Genomic DNA, 15640 nt, shown 5'->3' on the forward strand with positions numbered 1-15640 from the left:
GGTCAGGCCGCAGCCTTTAGCGCGCGCGAAGCCTTGCGGACGGGGATGCGTACCGAAACGATCGTTCCGGTTCCCTCCGTCGAGCGGATTTTCAGAGCGCCGCCGTGCAGTTCCGCCAGCGAGCGCGAGATGGCCAGGCCAAGGCCGGAGCCCGCATGGTTCTTGGAGAACTGGTTTTGCACCTGCTCGAACGGTCGTCCAAGCTTGCCCAATGCCGTTTTCGGGATGCCGCAACCATTGTCTTCGATGGTCAGCGTCAGCGCGCCGGAGGCGTTGCGCGCCCGCACCGTTATGTGCCCACCCTGGCCCGTGAATTTTACCGCATTCGACAACAGGTTGATGACGATCTGCTTGATGGCGCGCCGGTCTGCGACCAACGTCATGGTATCGGCGATGCGGGTTTCGACGGTGATCGATTTTTCCGCCGCCTGCAGGGAAATCACACGAACGGTTTCGCGGATGAGCGGGCAAAGATCGATCTCTTCGCTCTCCATGGAGAACTGGCCGGCCTCGATCTTGGACATGTCCAGAATGTCGTTGATGACCCCGAGGAGATACTTGCCGCTCGAATTGATGTCGGTTGCGTATTCATCGTAGCGTTCCGAGCCGAGCGGGCCGAATAGCGCCTGCTCCATCAGTTCGGAAAAGCCGATGATGGCGTTGAGCGGCGTGCGCAGTTCGTGCGACATGTTGGCGAGGAATTCCGACTTGGCCTGATTGGCGGCTTCGGCCCGCTCCTTTTCCTTCATGTATTTCCTGTTCAGTTCCACGAGTTCGCGCGAGCGCTCCTCTTCGGAGCGGCGTGCGAGGCTGAGATCGTGGATCGTCGCCAGCAGGCGGCGCTCGCTGTCGACCAGCTTTTCCTGATGCTGCTTGATCTGGGTGATGTCGGAGCCGACCGACACCATGCCGGCGTCTCGCGTGCGAAGCTCGTTGACTTGCAACCAGCGCCCGTCCGCCAATTGCCGCTCATAAGTGGCGCCGCCGCGCGGCCCGTGGACATTGGCCAGCCGCCGCTCGGAGGCGAAAGCCACCATCTTTTCCTCCAGGGTGGCGCGCAAGGCGCCGGGCATGACGTCGCGGTCGGACAGGCCATTGTCCTGCTGGTATTTGGAATTGCACATGATGAGGCGCTGGGACGAATCCCACAGAACGAAGGATTCGTTGATATTTTCGATGGCCGTCCGCAGGCGCAAATCCGCCGCCTCCGAGCGCATGGCCAGATGGCGCTGCTCGCTGACGTCGACGGCGATGCCGATCAGTTGCAGTTCCGGCGCTTCCGGATCGACGACATGGGCGCGGGCGCGCATCCATACCCACTGGCCGTCGGCATGGCGCATGCGGAACACTTGATCGATGTGATCGATTTCCCGGCTCACGATCCGCTTGGCGAGATCGAACAGGTCGCCGTCTTCCGGATGGATGATATCGTCGACTTCGCCGAACGACAGCATGCTGTCGCAGGGTTTGTAGCCGAGCATGTCGTACATGGAGCGCGACCAGTACATCTTGCCGCGCGCCATGTCCCAATCCCACAGGCCGCAGCGGCCCCTCACCAGCGCCATGTCGATGCGCTGATGCGCTTCGAGATAGATGCGGTCGGCGGCTTCCGCGCGCGTGACCTGGCTGAAATAAGCGTAGAGGATGACCATCAGCACGCCAGCCGTCAGCACGAACAGCAGCACGTTCAACGAAACGGTCTTGCGCCATTCGGCAAAGACGGCTTCCAGCGGAACAAGCACCGCGACCGCGCCGGCGTGCCCTTCCTTCAGCTTGACCGCGGCAAACCAGTCCTGCGCACCGATCTTGACGTTCATGACGCCGGCACGCTCGCCGAAAAGGAAAAGCGCCTGCCCGCCGGATACGATCCGGTCGAGCGACCGCCCTTGCCACTCGCCGGCCTGCGACGTAACGGCGGTGACCTTGAACGAACCGTCCATGACCACCAGCACGTGATCCCTGCTGACTGCCCCTTGGCGCGCAATTCGCTCGACGAGGTTTTTCGCGCCGCCGGCTTCGTCGACATCGCTGTTCGCCAATTCGCTGGCCGAGAGCGCGAGGATGGAGTTTGCGTTGCGCGCCACCTCGTCGTGCAAGGTCATCAGCGACATGACGCGCAGGGCCGCGACGACAATCAGGAAGGTGATGATGAGCGTGGGGATCAGCCGGCGCAGCAGCGGCTCGGCCGCCAGCAGTTTGCGATAGGCAGGTTCGGCGATCAGCCGCATATTGCCGATAAGACGCCCCTTGCCCGACGCGTTGCGCCGCTCAAAACGTGTCCCCCCGGGCGCGCCCCACGCGTCCGCCTTGGCCATGAAATGGCTCTCCCCGAAATCTAGCTGTCCCACGATCCGGCAACGCCGCACGCCCGAATCGTCACTAAAGAATCAAAGGTGATTCGCCTTGTCTAGGGGTGCGGCCAAAAAAGATTAAAAATTGACTAAAATAGCGTGATTTAGCCGACCGAAGGCCCGATATGGCGAGGCAAATGGCCCGGTAATGGCCTTCTATGCCAAAGTGCGCTCGACGATGTCCCTCAAATCCGCCGACAGGTTTTCGGCATTGGCGATCGAAAGCAGGGCAGCGCGCGCCTTTTCCTGCCGCACCGGCTCCAGCGAGCGCCACGATCGCAGGGCGGTCGCGAGGCGCGCGGCCATTTGCGGATTGCGCTTTTCGACATCGAGCACCGTTTCGGTGAAGAGCCGGTAGCCTTCGCCGTCGGCGCGGTGGAAACCGGTCTGGTTGGCACCGGAAAACGTGCCGACCAGCGAGCGCAGGCGGTTTGGATTGGTCATCGAAAAGGCGGGGTGGGCAGTCAGCGCCCGCACGCTCTCCACGGCCTGCGGTCCCGGCACGCTGGCCTGGATCTGGAACCATTTGTCCATGACCAGCGGATCGGACGCATAGCGTTTCTCGAAGGCGGCAAGCGCCTCTGTCGCCTCGGGCGAACCATGGTGGCGGTGCGCCAGCACGGTGAGGGCTGCGGCCCGGTCCGTCATGTTGGTCGCGCCGTGGAAATGGCCGAGCGCCAGCTTCGTCCCGCCCGGAAGCAGCGCCAAATAGTCGAGCAGCACGTTGCGCAGCGCGCGGCGTCCGGCGTCTTGCGCGCTGGCACTGAATGCGCCCTTGTCGTGCAGGCTCTCGTAGAGCCGGGTAAAGATCGTCTCATTCTCTCGGGCTACCGCCAGCGCCAGCGCATCGCGACTGGAGAGAATGGCGTCCGGGTCGATGTTCTTGCCGATGTCGCGGGCGATGTCGGCTTCGCCGGGCAGCGTCAGCGCCAACGCCCGATAGGCATTCTCCAGCGCCTCATTGCCGGCGATCTTGCCCGCGAGGCCCGTCAGGCGACCGGCAAAGGCAGGCTTCTTGCCGCCGAGTATCTGGCGGAACGCCCCGATCAGCGCATCGGTCAGCAGCGTGTTGAAGGCCTGCCAGCGCGAGAAGGGATCACTGTCATTGCCGGCGAGGAAGAACTTGTCGTCGGCGCTTTGTTCCACCGCAAGCGTGATGGGTGCTGAAAAACCGCGATTGAGCGAGACGGCGGGCCGTTCCGTCAGGCCGGAAAAGCGAACCGTATGATGGCGCTTGCGCACATGGATGACGCCGTTTTCGACGGTGGCGCCTTCGACGGCCGAGTAGCTCAAATCCTGCCCGTTCTGGCCGACCAGGCCGAAGGCCAGCGGAATGTGCATCAGCCGCTTGCGGCTTTCCAGCGGTGTCGGCGGCACCGATTGCTCGATTTCGAGGACGAATTGCTGCGCGGCGGGATTGTAGGTCGAACCGACCGTGACATTGGGCGTGCCGGCCTGATGATACCAGAGCCCGAACTGCGACAGGTCGCGCCCCGAGACGTCCTCGAAAACCTTGATGAAATCCTCGATCGTTGCGGCTTCGCCGTCATGGCGCAGGAAATACAGGTCCATGCCCTGCCGGAACGTCTCCGGCCCGAGGATGATGCGGATCATGCGCACGACCTCCGAGCCTTTCTCGTAGACGGTTGCCGTGTAGAAATTGTTGATCTCGCGGTAGCGGCGCGGCCGCACCGGATGCGCCAGCGGCCCCTGGTCTTCCGGGAACTGATGGGCGCGCAGCGTGCGCACCTCGGCGATGCGCTTGACCGCGCGCGAGCGCTGGTCGGCCGAAAATTCATGGTCGCGGAAAACCGTCAGCCCTTCCTTCAGGCAAAGCTGGAACCAGTCGCGGCAAGTGATTCTGTTGCCTGTCCAATTGTGGAAATATTCATGCGCGATGATCGCCTCGATATTGGCGAAATCGGCGTCTGTCGCCGTCTCGCGGTCGGCCAGCACGTATTTGTCGTTGAACACGTTGAGGCCCTTGTTCTCCATCGCGCCCATGTTGAAATCCGACACGGCGACGATGTTGAAGACATCGAGATCGTATTCGCAGCCGAACGATTCCTCGTCCCATTTCATCGATCGTTTCAGCGCATCCATGGCGTAGGAAGCGAGCTTCTCCTTGCCATGCTCGACATAGATGCCGAGTTCGACCGTCTTGCCCGACAAGGTGACAAAGCGGTCGCCGACATGGCCGAGATCGCCGGCGACGAGCGCGAAAAGATAGGACGGCTTGGGGAAGGGGTCATGCCAGACGGCATAGTGCCAGCCGCCTCCAAGATCGCCACTCTCGACAGGATTGCCGTTGGACAGGAGCAGCGGCGCTTCGCTTTTCAGTGCCTCGATGCGCACCGTATAGACCGAAAGAATGTCCGGGCGGTCGAGAAAATAGGTGATCCGCCGGAACCCTTCCGCTTCGCATTGCGTGCAATAGACGCCGCCTGAGCGGTAAAGACCCATCAGGGTTTCGTTTTGCGAGGGAGCGAGCCGGGTTTCCAGCAGAACCGTGAAACGATGTGCCTCCGGCAGCCTGGAGATGGTAAGGTCTTCCGGCGTTGCCGCGTAGTCCTGAGGCGCCACCGCCACGCCATCCACTTCGACGCGCAGCAGCAGCATCGGTCCGTCGCCATGCAGCACAAGCGGAGCGGATGGCGCAACGCCGTCGCGCCGCTCGACCGTGAGGCGCGCAACGACGCTGGTCTTGTCGGGCGAAAGCCGGAACGTCAGATCCGTCTGCGGGATCAGATAGTCGCTTGGACGATAGTCCTCCAGCTTGAAGACCTGGCCGATATCAGTACGCATGCGGTAGTTTCCCGGTAGTGTCGGACATCTGCGGCGGTTCCGCTGGTCCAACAAACTCGACGTTCGCGCTCTTTACACGAAACCGCCCCTCGACAAAACTCCAGCGCCGCTTATTTGAGGACCTCGTTCTCCAAACATCGCGAGGCCACCATGACCATCGTCACACCGAAGTTCGGAATGGGTGCTTCCGTGCGCCGTGTGGAAGACCAGGCCTTCATCAAGGGGCAGGGTCGCTACACCGACGATGTGCAGCCGCAGGGCACGCTGCATGGCTATGTGCTGCGTTCGCCGATCGCCAAGGCGACTTTCAAGGTACGCTCCATTGAGGCTGCGAAATCGGCGCCCGGCGTACGTCTTGTCCTGACGGGCGGCGATCTTGCTCATTTGGGCGACCTCAAATCTGCCGCGATGCCGAAACAGCCAGACGGGACGACCGCTCCGACGCGCGACATCCCGATCCTGTGCCGCGACCGCGTCAACTATGTCGGCGACGCCGTTGCCTTCGTCGTTGCCGAAAGCCGTGCCTTGGCGCAGGACGCAGCCGAACTGATCGAGATCGACTATGATGGCGAGGACGCCGCGTCCGGCACGGCGACCGCGCTCGACCCGCAAACCCCGCTGGTGTGGCCGGAATTGGGGTCCAACCGCGCATTCAGCCATCATCTCGGCGACAAGACCCGGACCGATGCCGCCTTCGCGCGCGCCGCTCGTGTCACGCGCATCGAATTCACCAATAACCGCCTTATCTGCAACTACATGGAGGCCCGCGCCGCAATCGGCGAATGGGCCGACGACCGCTTCGTGCTGACCACGGGTTCCCAAGGCGTGCATTCCATGCAGACGATACTGGCCGGGGTGTTCGGGATCGACAAGGCGAAGCTGCGCGTCATCACCCCGGATGTCGGCGGCGGCTTTGGCACGAAAGCCTTCGTCTATCGGGAATATGCGCTTGTCCTGGAGGCGGCGCGGCGATTGGGAAAGCCGGTGAAATGGACCGGCGACCGCACCGAGCACTTCCTGACCGACGCGCAAGGCCGCGACAATGCCGTCAAGGCGGAGATGGCGATCGACAAGGACGGCCGGTTCCTTGGTCTACGGGTAGACCTCGCCGCCAATATGGGAGCCTACATTTCACAATACGGGCCAATGATCCCCGTCATCGGCGTTACCATGACCACCGGCCTCTATGACATCGAAGCCATCGACGTCTCCGTGACCGGCGTCTACACCAACACCTGCCCGGTCGATGCCTATCGCGGCGCTGGCCGCCCGGAAGCAGCGCTCCTGCTGGAAAAGCTGGTGGATGCCTGCGCCCGCGATCTCGGCCTGACGGCAGACGAGATACGCCGCCGCAACTTCATCCGTCCCGACCAGCTTCCCTACCGCACCCAGACCGGCCGTTTATACGACACGGGTGAGTTCGAGGGGCATATGGATTTCGCCATGGAACGCGCGGAGTGGAACCGGTTTCCCGACCGCCTGGCGCACTCGAAAGCGCAGGGGAAAATCCGCGGCATCGGCATGGCGACCTATATCGAGGCCTGCGCCTTTGCCGGTTCGGAGCCCGCCTTCGTCGAACTGAACGGTGACGGCAGCGTGACCCTGAAGATCGGCACTCAGACCAACGGGCAGGGCCATGCCACGGCCTATGCGCAGTTCATCTCGGAAAAGCTCGATCTCGCCATCGACAGGATCCACGTCCGCCAGGGCGACACCGACGAGTTGAAGGCCGGCGGCGGCACCGGCGGTTCGCGCTCGATCCCGCTGGGCGGGGTTTCGGCTTCGCGCGCCGGCGAGGACCTTGCCGAAAAGATCAAGCGCATCGCCGCCGACGAACTGGAAGCCTCCGCCGGCGACATGGAACTGGCGGACGGCGTCGCCCGCATTGTCGGCACCGACCGCGTGATCGATTTTGCCGCCATCGCCAAGGCCGCGAAGGCGCCCGAGGATTTGAAGGGGTTTGGCGAATTCGTGCAGGACGAATGCACCTATCCGAACGGCACGCATATCTGCGAGGTCGAGATCGACCCCGATACCGGCGGCACGGAAATTGTCCGCTATACGGTGGTCGACGATTTCGGCGTCACCGTAAATCCCATGCTGCTGGCGGGCCAGGTCCATGGCGGCGTGGTGCAGGGCATCGGCCAGGCCTTGAGCGAGGGGGCTGTCTATGGCGACGACGGCCAGTTGTTGACCGCGAGTTTCATGGATTACGCCATGCCTCGTGCCGACCAGCTTCCGTTTTTCCACTTCGAGACGCGCAACGTGCCTTCCACAACCAATGCGCTTGGCATAAAGGGTGCAGGCGAGGCCGGCACGATCGGCTCCACGCCGGCAGCCCTTAACGCGGTGACAGACGCGCTTTATCGCGCCTATGGCATAGGGCATATCGAGATGCCGACGACGCCGTCGCGCATCTGGGCAGCGATTGGGGATTCGAAGGCAAATTGACAGAACGCATTGCCCCCGGTGCAGGGGGCGCACTTACGGCAATCGCGTTCAAGATCATGTCCGTGACGATCTTTGTCGTCATGTCGTCGCTCATCAAGGCCGTCGGCACGGTGCCGGCCGGTCAGATCGTGTTCTTCCGCTCCTTCTTCGCCATTTTTCCGATCCTGCTGTTCCTCGGCTTCAAGCGCGAATTGCGCACCGCCCTCGTGACCAAGCGCCCGATGGGCCACGTCGCGCGTGGCGTGATCGGGGTCTGTTCCATGGGGTTCACGTTTTTTGCATTGACCCGCCTTCCGCTGCCCGACGCGATCACCCTGAATTATGCGCAACCGCTGCTGATCGTCGTGTTCAGTTCGCTGTTCCTTGGCGAGCAGATCCGTTTCTATCGCTGGAGCGCCGTCGTTGTCGGCCTCGTCGGCGTGGTCATCATCTCGTGGCCGGAACTGACGTTGCTGGGGTCCGGATCGGCGCTGGGCGACCAGGAAGTGCTGGGCGTCATGGCGGCATTAGTCGGTGCCGGCTGTTCGGCCGTCGCCGCCATCCTCGTGCGCAATCTGGTGTATAGCGAAAAGACCGCCACCATCGTCCTTTGGTTTTCCTTGATGGCGAGCGTGCTGTCGCTGCTGTCGCTGCCTTTCGGGTGGCAGATGCTCACGCCGACCCAGGCGGCGCTGCTGGTCGGGTCCGGCTTTTGTGGCGGCATCGCGCAGATATTCATGACGACCGCCTACCGTCACGCGGAGGTATCGACCGTCGCGCCGTTCGAATACACCTCGATGATCCTGGCCATCGCGGTCGGCTACGTCGTCTTTGGCGATGTGCCGACCCTCTACATGCTGGTCGGCGGCCTCATCGTCGTTGCGGCGGGCATCTTCATTATCCTGCGCGAGCGCCAGCTTGGCCTTGAGCGCAGGCGCGCCCGCAAGGCGACGTCGCTGCAAGGCTGATCAGCATCGGGCCGAAAAGTGGTTACCGGTTTTCGGTAAACCCGATGCTCAAACAAAGAGATAGATCGCCACTATGCGTCCGTCAGGATGCACGGCGATCTATTCGGGCGTGGAAGGGTCGGCAAGCCTTGCCTTCACTTCCAGGAAGTCGCGCCATGCCAGCTTCTTGTGGTTCGGCGTGCGCAGCAGATAGGCCGGATGCAGCGTCGGCATCGCCGGAATGATCGCGCCGGAAGCCATCGTGTAGCTGCGCCAGTTTCCCCTCAGCCGCAATATCCCCTCATTCGTATCGAGCAGCGTCTTCGCAGACGCCCCGCCCAGATGCACGAGCACCTGCGGATTGACCAGTTCGATCTGCCTTTCGATGAAGGGCCGGCAAATCTGCGTCTCATGCGGGGTCGGCGTGCGGTTGCCCGGCGGCCGCCAGGGGATCACGTTGGCGATATAGACCGAGGTGCGATCAAGGCCGATGGCCGCCAGCATCCGGTCGAGCAACTGCCCGGATCGTCCGACGAAGGGACGGCCTTCGATATCCTCGTCGCGCCCCGGCGCTTCGCCCACCAGCATGAGCCTCGCCTGCGGGTTGCCGTCGGCGAAAACGGTGTTTTTCGCGGTGAACTTCAGGTTGCACCCGTCAAAGCCCGCCACCGCTTCCCGCAATTCGTCCAGCGTCGCGGCCGCGGCCGCCAGTTCGCGCGCCAGCCCGGCCTGCGCTTCGTCGGGCACGCTGGCCTGGGCGGGCGAAGGTCTTGGCGGTTGCTCCGGGGCTTCTCGGGCAGGTGCTGCGCGTTGCACCGGTTCCGCCAATGCGGGCAGGGCTGTAGCGGCCGGCCTCGGCTGTTGAGCGGCAGGCTTTGCCAGCCGGTTGACAGGCTCCTCGTTCAACGGCTCGTCGACGCCGGCGTCGGCATAAAAGGCGAGCAGTTCGCGCAAGGCCGATCGATTGTTCAGGGGGCAAGAATTCATGCTGCATTTTCGGCCGGCAGCAGCCGATTTGCAAGTTCAGGTGGAGGGAATACGCGGGTCCTGCACCAGATAGAAGGCCCAGCGCGGCGTGTAATCGGTGATCAGGAACTCGAAGGCGACCGATTTCAGCGGATCGACGTGGCCGGCCTTGAACAGCAGGCGGTCATAGGGTTCGAAGTCGCGGTCGAATTCCGCGAAATTACTCGAAACGATGTTCGTCGGATTTTTGTTGCGCTGGTCGAAGGAAAGCCCGTCGCCGAACACACTTGGCCGACCAAGGATTTCCTGCAATTCGAATTCGAATTCTGTCCAGGCGAGGCCGCTATTGTTGAGCGCTTCGATACGCAGGTAGAGAATGCCGTTGGCATAGTCGCCGGACGCGTCGAAAGGGCGAATGGGCCTGGTGGTGCGGATGGTCAGCGTCACCGGCGTCGCCGAATTCAATTCTTCCGAAATGACGACCGGGTCGGCATGCGTACCTGCGCCGGCAATGCCAATTATGCGGAAGCCGCCCAACTCGTCGGAAAAGCTGTAGGGACCTGCCTGCCAGACCTTTTGCTGTGCGTCAGCCGGAGCGGGAAACAGCACAAGCGGGAGCAGGAAAGCCAGCACCGCCCCGCAATTCAGGCCGGGCGTGGTTGGCAAGCGCGTCGAGGCAAGGCGGACAAACCCGTGGTTGCGCATGCGCCGAGTATGGCCGAACATGGCGAACCCGGATAGAGGGCCGGGGCTGCGCGCCCGTGCCGCTGTTGGAAACGGGCATTGTTGTGGCTGTGCCGGTTTCCCGTCGCCGTTTGATGCGCTATGGAGCGCATCAGCCAGCAAGATGCGCATCAGGCAAGCCAGTGCGGAGGGATTTATGAGCGACATTGAACGCGAGAGCATGGAATTCGACGTGGTCATCGTCGGTGCCGGGCCAGCCGGCCTGTCGGCCGCGATCCGGCTCAAGCAGGTAAATCCCGATCTGTCCGTGGTCGTGCTCGAAAAGGGCGGCGAGGTCGGCGCTCATATCCTCTCCGGCGCGGTCGTCGACCCGATCGGCATCGACCGGCTTTTGCCCGGCTGGCGCGAAGAGGGCGACCACCCGTTCAAGACCCCGGTGAGCGCCGACCATTTCCTCGTGCTCGGGCCTGCAGGTTCGGTGCGCCTGCCCAATTTCATGATGCCGCCGCTGATGAACAATCACGGCAACTACATCGTCTCGCTGGGCAACGTCTCGCGCTGGCTGGCTTCCAAGGCGGAAGCGCTGGGCGTCGAGATTTATCCGGGCTTTGCTGCCGTCGAACTGCTCTATGACGACAAGGGCGCGGTCACCGGCGTCGTCACCGGCGACATGGGCGTCGAAAAGGACGGCACGCACGGACCGGCCTACGCGCCGGGCATGGCGCTGATGGGCAAATATGTGCTGATCGGCGAAGGCGCGCGCGGTTCGCTCGCCAAGCAACTGATCGCGAAATTCAACCTTTCCGAAGGCCGCGAGCCTGGCAAATACGGCATCGGCCTCAAGGAGTTGTGGCAGGTCAAGCCGGAGAACCACAAGCTCGGCCTGGTCCAGCATTCGTTCGGCTGGCCGCTCGACATGAAGACCGGCGGCGGCTCGTTCCTCTACCACCTTGAAGACAACATGGTGGCGGTCGGTTTCGTCGTGCATCTCAACTACAAGAACCCGTGGCTGGCGCCGTTCGAGGAATTCCAGCGCTTCAAGACGCACCCCGCCATCAAGGGCACGTTCGAGGGCGGCAAGCGGCTCGGCTATGGCGCGCGCGCCATCACCGAAGGCGGCTGGCAGTCGGTGCCGAAACTGGCCTTCCCCGGCGGCGCGCTGATCGGCTGTTCGGCAGGTCTCGTCAACGTGCCGCGCATCAAGGGGTCGCACAACGCGGTGCTGTCGGGCATGCTGGCGGCCGAACATGTGGCGGAGGCAATTGCATCCGGCCGCGCCAATGACGAGTTGGCGTCCTACGAGGCCGCGTGGCGCGGCACGGCCATCGGCAAGGATTTGAAGCGGGTCCGCAACGTCAAGCCGCTGTGGTCGCGCTTCGGCACCATCGCCGGCGTGGCGGTCGGCGGGCTGGATATGTGGCTGAACACGCTGCTGGGCTTCTCGCCCTTCGGCACCATGAAGCACGGCAAGACCGATGCCGCTTCGCTGGAGCCGGCGTCGAAGCACAAGAAGATAGCCTACCCGAAGCCGGATGGCGTTTTGACCTTCGACCGCTTGTCCTCGGTGTTTTTGTCCAACACCAACCATGAGGAAAACGAGCCGGTTCACCTGCTGGTCGGCGACATGGATTTGCAGAAGAGGTCGGAGCACGACGTCTTTGCCGGCCCGTCGACGCGCTATTGCCCGGCTGGCGTCTATGAGTGGGTGGATGCAGACGGCAATGCCGCCGCCGATCCGTCCGCCAAGGATGTGCGCTTCGTCATCAACGCGCAGAACTGCGTCCACTGCAAGACGTGCGACATCAAGGACCCCAACCAGAATATCACCTGGGTGCCGCCACAAGGCGGCGAAGGCCCGGTCTATCAGAACATGTGAGCATGATCCCGAAAAGTGGACACCTGTTTTCGGACGAGATCATGCTCAACTAAGAAATAGTCCTATAGCCGGCGCGGAAAAATCGAGGCGGTCGCGGTTTCATGGCCGTCCTCCGGCTGGCCGGGTTGGGGCTGCAGCGAAAAGTCGACCAGAACCGGAAGATGGTCCGAGCCGGTATTCTCCAGCCGCTTGGCCGAGTGGATCAGGACGGCGCCCTTGCTGAAAACCTGGTCGATGGGCAGGCCGGCAAAGCGCAGGAAGTCGGGCAGTTTCATCTGTTGCCAGGTCGGCCCGACCGATTGCATCACCTTCAGCCCGCCCGCTTTGGCGAGGCGCTGGACGGTGGCGCTCCACGGCACGGCGTTGCAATCGCCCGCCATAAGCGCCGTCTTCCCCAGCAGGCCAACGGGTTTCTCCATTTCGCCGACCTGCCATTGCTGTTCGAAAGGCCATGGCCAGCCGACATGGATGGCGGCGACATCGACCGGGGTGCCGCCAAAATCCACACTTGCGATGGCCAGCGCGCCGCCGCTATAGCAGCGCGGCTCGGTCCCGGCCGAGAACGACCTTCGGGATAGGATGGCGACGCCGAATATCCTGTTGGGGTAGGGGCAGACGATCCGATACGGATAGGCGTTGGCCAACAGGTCGAGCTTGCCTTTCCACATGGTGGATACTTCGTCGAGCGTCACCACGTCGGGCTGGATGCGGCCGACCAGCGACAGCACCTTTTCGGGCGTCGCATTGTCGAAGCGCAAATTCATCTGCAGCAGCCGATAGGTGGCGCGGTCGTCGGGGCTAGGCTCGAAGCCGGCCTGGACCGGGGAAAGCCAGGGCAGCGACAGGGCGTTCGAGGTGGTGGAGAAGGCGCCAAGCGCGACGACCAGAACCGCAATCGCCTCCAGCCGCGCCGATGTGAACAGGAGCGGCAGCGCGCATAGCGCCAGCAGCACGGACAGATGTACGCGGAAATGCGAAAAGGAATCGAGCGCCTGGTGCCATTCGCCGAAAAAGCCCAGCACAAGTGGTAGCGTCAGCGCCACGGCCGCGCAAAACAGAACAGTTTGATAGGTGACGGCGAACCGGCGCATGCAAGGATTGCCCGAAAATGCAATTCGTGGAAGGTGAAGCCTGTCACGCATATCTTTCGCACGAAAATGCGGCAAAGCCGGGGGATTAATGAAATATCGTAAACGGTTCGGCCTTCCGGTGCTTGTGCTTGGCTTTGGCCTGCTGGCTCAGGGCGCCCGCGCGGAAGGGCAATTTGTCGAGCGGATCGATGCCTATGCCATCACCGGTACGTCCGGCGCCGAACTCTACGCCTCGATTGGTGAGCATGGCCCACTTGTAGGCAACGGCGTTCGCACCATCGCGCACACCAATTTCAAGCTGACCTGGACGCGGAAATACGAGCCGAGAGGCAATGCCTGCACGCTGGCGTCCGCCCGCCCGAAGCTGATCGTCACCTACACCCTGCCGCAACCCTCGGGCAAACTGCCGGCGGCGTTGCAAAGGCGCTGGGCTATTTTCATCGACGGCATCCGCCGCCATGAAAAGGTGCATGGCGACCATATCCGGGCGATGGTCGCGCAGATCGAGCAGACGACGATCGGTGTGACGGTTCAAAACGATCCGAAATGCAGGAAGATCAGGGAGGAGATCAAGGTGCCGCTTTCGCAGGCCTCTCTCGCCCAGCGGCAGCAAAGCCGCGACTTCGACCGCGTTGAGATGGGCGAGGGCGGCAACATCCGCCGCCTCGTGCTCGAACTGGTGAACGGACGTTAGGACGGGACCTGCTACTGAAAGGCAGTCTCCGAAAAGCTGCGCAGCTTGCGCGAATGCAGCCGCTCCATCGGCATCTCGGCCAGCTTTTCCATTGCCCGGATACCGATGGTCAGGTGTTGCGCCACCTGGCGCTTGTAGAATTCGGTGGCCATTCCGGGCAGCTTGAGTTCGCCGTGCAGCGGCTTGTCGGAAACGCACAGCAGCGTGCCGTAGGGCACGCGGAAGCGGAAGCCGTTGGCGGCGATGGTGGCCGATTCCATGTCGAGCGCGATCGCGCGCGACTGCGACAGGCGCTGCACCGGGCCTCGCTGGTCGCGCAGCTCCCAGTTGCGGTTGTCGATGGTGGCAACCGTTCCGGTGCGCATGATGCGCTTGAGGTCGTAGCCGGAAAGCCCGGTCACCTCCTGCACCGCCTCTTCTAGAGCCACCTGGATCTCGGCCAGCGGCGGGATCGGCACCCACACCGGCAGGTCGTCGTCCAGAACGTGGTCCTCGCGCACATAGGCATGCGCCAGCACATAGTCGCCGAGCGCCTGCGTGTTGCGCAGGCCCGCGCAATGGCCGAGCATCAGCCAGGCATGCGGGCGCAGCACTGCGATATGGTCGGTGATCGTCTTGGCGTTGGAGGGGCCGACGCCGATATTGACCATGGTGATGCCGCCATGGTTCGGCTTCTTCAGATGATAGGCCGGCATTTGCGGCATGCGTATCGCGGCGCCGTCTTCCGAAGGGCTCTCTCCCGCCAGCGTCACCAGATTGCCCGGCCCGACGAACTCCGTGTAGCCTTCGCCGCCTCTGGCCATGAGGTCGCGCGCGCGCGCCGCGAATTCGTCGATATAGACCTGATAGTTGGTGAACAGGACGAAGTTTTGGAAATGCTGCGGGCTGGTCGCCGTATAGTGGGAAAGCCGGTGAAGCGAGTAGTCGACGCGCTGCGCGGTGAACGGCGCCAGCGGCCTTGCCTCGCCCAGCGCCACCTCGAACGTGCCGTTGGCGATCTGGTCGTCGGTGCCGTCGAGGTCCGGCACGTCGAACAGGTCGCGGATCGGCCGCTTGATGCGCTCGGCAGCCGATCCGTCGACATGGGTGCCTTCGAGGAAGGCGAAATGCAGCGGAATGGGTGTGTGCGATTCCGACACCGTCACCGGCACGCCGTGGTTGCGCATGATCAGCTGAAGCTGTTCCACCAGATAGGTACGAAACAGGTCGGGGCGCGTCACCGTGGTTGAGAAATTGCCGGGCGTCGGCATATGCCCGTAGGCTTGGCGTGAATCGACATGGCCAAACGAGGTGGTGGTCACCCCAACCTGCGGATAAAAGGCGCGGTAGCGCCGGGAATTGTCGCCGCCGTCGGCCAGCGCCGAAAAGGAATCGCGCAGGAAGCTGGTGTTGCGAAAGTAGAGCTTTTCCAGCGCTGCTACGGCTTCCCCGGCATCGGTGAAGTTTTGCGGGGCGAAAGGCTCCGGCGTAACGATGGAACCGATGGCCTTGGGGTAGATTCGATTTTCCATGGCCCACTATATAGATGTTTGCGGGGCGTGGGAGAGTGGGCGGGCCACCCAAGCCGATAAAACCCCGGCTTTATTTCAGCCGCGCCGCAAACTGACCAGAAGCACGAAACCGGCGCCGCTGCCCTTGCGCACCGTTGGCGCGTCGATGGTCGCCCCGTTGTCCGCGCGCATGAGCGGAACCGCCAGGACGGGCGCCGCAAGCGCCAGCAGGATCAGCGCGGTGCGCGGCAGTAGCCGCAGGATTGTTGCGATATTGGCGGTTGAGCGGGTCATGATCGGTACGGC

At 62.9% G+C, this 15640-nt stretch carries 11 protein-coding genes; 4 read left to right on the forward strand and 7 right to left on the reverse strand.

The genetic code is table 11. The features are described 5' to 3' along the window. Positions 1 to 2: 2 nt before the first annotated feature. Together ACX3P0_RS06280 and pepN are read right to left on the reverse strand one after the other, a co-directional pair. Complete coding sequence (locus ACX3P0_RS06280; RefSeq protein ID WP_459087324.1) at positions 3 to 2315, reverse strand: PAS domain-containing sensor histidine kinase; 2313 nt, start codon at positions 2313 to 2315, stop codon at positions 3 to 5. 192 nt (positions 2316 to 2507) lie between these two features. Continuing rightward, on the reverse strand, positions 2508 to 5156 hold the full coding sequence (gene pepN / locus ACX3P0_RS06285; protein ID WP_459087326.1) for an aminopeptidase N: 2649 nt from the start codon (positions 5154 to 5156) through the stop codon (positions 2508 to 2510). A 150-nt stretch (positions 5157 to 5306) separates the two neighbouring features. Here pepN and ACX3P0_RS06290 point away from each other — a divergent pair, with 150 nt between their 5' ends. After that, positions 5307 to 7607: a xanthine dehydrogenase family protein molybdopterin-binding subunit gene (locus tag ACX3P0_RS06290; protein ID WP_459087328.1), complete on the forward strand. Its 2301-nt coding sequence runs from the start codon at positions 5307 to 5309 to the stop codon at positions 7605 to 7607. Further along, a complete protein-coding gene (locus ACX3P0_RS06295; protein ID WP_459087330.1) occupies positions 7604 to 8554 on the forward strand; it encodes a DMT family transporter in 951 nt (316 codons plus the stop codon). The genes ACX3P0_RS06290 and ACX3P0_RS06295 overlap by 4 nt, the downstream gene beginning before the upstream one ends. Positions 8555 to 8653: 99 nt before the next feature. Here the strand turns inward: ACX3P0_RS06295 and ACX3P0_RS06300 are convergent, their stop codons facing one another. Both ACX3P0_RS06300 and ACX3P0_RS06305 read right to left on the reverse strand, forming a co-directional pair. Further along, positions 8654 to 9520, reverse strand: coding sequence for a uracil-DNA glycosylase (locus tag ACX3P0_RS06300; protein ID WP_459087332.1), 867 nt, complete (start codon positions 9518 to 9520; stop codon positions 8654 to 8656). A 36-nt stretch (positions 9521 to 9556) separates the two neighbouring features. After that, positions 9557 to 10204, reverse strand: a complete 648-nt coding sequence (locus tag ACX3P0_RS06305) for a hypothetical protein (RefSeq protein WP_459087861.1) — start codon at positions 10202 to 10204, stop codon at positions 9557 to 9559. Between the two features lie 175 nt (positions 10205 to 10379). On the opposite strand from ACX3P0_RS06305, the gene ACX3P0_RS06310 reads away from it, so the two are divergent. Next, entirely contained in the window at positions 10380 to 12059 is a 1680-nt protein-coding gene (locus ACX3P0_RS06310; protein ID WP_459087334.1) for an electron transfer flavoprotein-ubiquinone oxidoreductase, read from the forward strand. 62 nt (positions 12060 to 12121) lie between these two features. On the opposite strand, the gene ACX3P0_RS06315 is transcribed toward ACX3P0_RS06310, so the two are convergent. Further along, a complete protein-coding gene (locus ACX3P0_RS06315; RefSeq protein WP_459087336.1) occupies positions 12122 to 13150 on the reverse strand; it encodes an endonuclease/exonuclease/phosphatase family protein in 1029 nt (342 codons plus the stop codon). An 88-nt stretch (positions 13151 to 13238) separates the two neighbouring features. On the opposite strand from ACX3P0_RS06315, the gene ACX3P0_RS06320 reads away from it, so the two are divergent. Continuing rightward, positions 13239 to 13844: a DUF922 domain-containing Zn-dependent protease gene (locus ACX3P0_RS06320; protein ID WP_459082035.1), complete on the forward strand. Its 606-nt coding sequence runs from the start codon at positions 13239 to 13241 to the stop codon at positions 13842 to 13844. Positions 13845 to 13855: 11 nt separating this feature from the next. Here the strand turns inward: ACX3P0_RS06320 and ACX3P0_RS06325 are convergent, their stop codons facing one another. Next, on the reverse strand, positions 13856 to 15355 hold the full coding sequence (locus ACX3P0_RS06325) for an AMP nucleosidase (RefSeq protein WP_459087338.1): 1500 nt from the start codon (positions 15353 to 15355) through the stop codon (positions 13856 to 13858). A gap of 75 nt (positions 15356 to 15430) precedes the next feature. Further along, positions 15431 to 15628, reverse strand: a complete 198-nt coding sequence (locus tag ACX3P0_RS06330; RefSeq protein ID WP_459082033.1) for a hypothetical protein — start codon at positions 15626 to 15628, stop codon at positions 15431 to 15433. Positions 15629 to 15640 lie beyond the last annotated feature (12 nt).

The organism is Mesorhizobium sp. A556 (genome assembly GCF_054489545.1).

Bases quoted from the DNA above. Each gene is read 5' to 3' on its own strand.
- ACX3P0_RS06290 (WP_459087328.1), top strand. From the start codon at position 5,307: ATGACCATCGTCACACCGAAGTTCGGAATGGGTGCTTCCGTGCGCCGT.
- ACX3P0_RS06320 (WP_459082035.1), top strand. From the start codon at position 13,239: ATGAAATATCGTAAACGGTTCGGCCTTCCGGTGCTTGTGCTTGGCTTT.
- ACX3P0_RS06300 (WP_459087332.1), bottom strand. From the start codon at position 9,520: ATGAATTCTTGCCCCCTGAACAATCGATCGGCCTTGCGCGAACTGCTC.
- ACX3P0_RS06330 (WP_459082033.1), bottom strand. From the start codon at position 15,628: ATGACCCGCTCAACCGCCAATATCGCAACAATCCTGCGGCTACTGCCG.
- pepN (WP_459087326.1), bottom strand. From the start codon at position 5,156: ATGCGTACTGATATCGGCCAGGTCTTCAAGCTGGAGGACTATCGTCCA.
- ACX3P0_RS06305 (WP_459087861.1), bottom strand. From the start codon at position 10,204: ATGCGCAACCACGGGTTTGTCCGCCTTGCCTCGACGCGCTTGCCAACC.
- ACX3P0_RS06325 (WP_459087338.1), bottom strand. From the start codon at position 15,355: ATGGAAAATCGAATCTACCCCAAGGCCATCGGTTCCATCGTTACGCCG.
- ACX3P0_RS06280 (WP_459087324.1), bottom strand. From the start codon at position 2,315: ATGGCCAAGGCGGACGCGTGGGGCGCGCCCGGGGGGACACGTTTTGAG.
- ACX3P0_RS06315 (WP_459087336.1), bottom strand. From the start codon at position 13,150: ATGCGCCGGTTCGCCGTCACCTATCAAACTGTTCTGTTTTGCGCGGCC.
- ACX3P0_RS06310 (WP_459087334.1), top strand. From the start codon at position 10,380: ATGAGCGACATTGAACGCGAGAGCATGGAATTCGACGTGGTCATCGTC.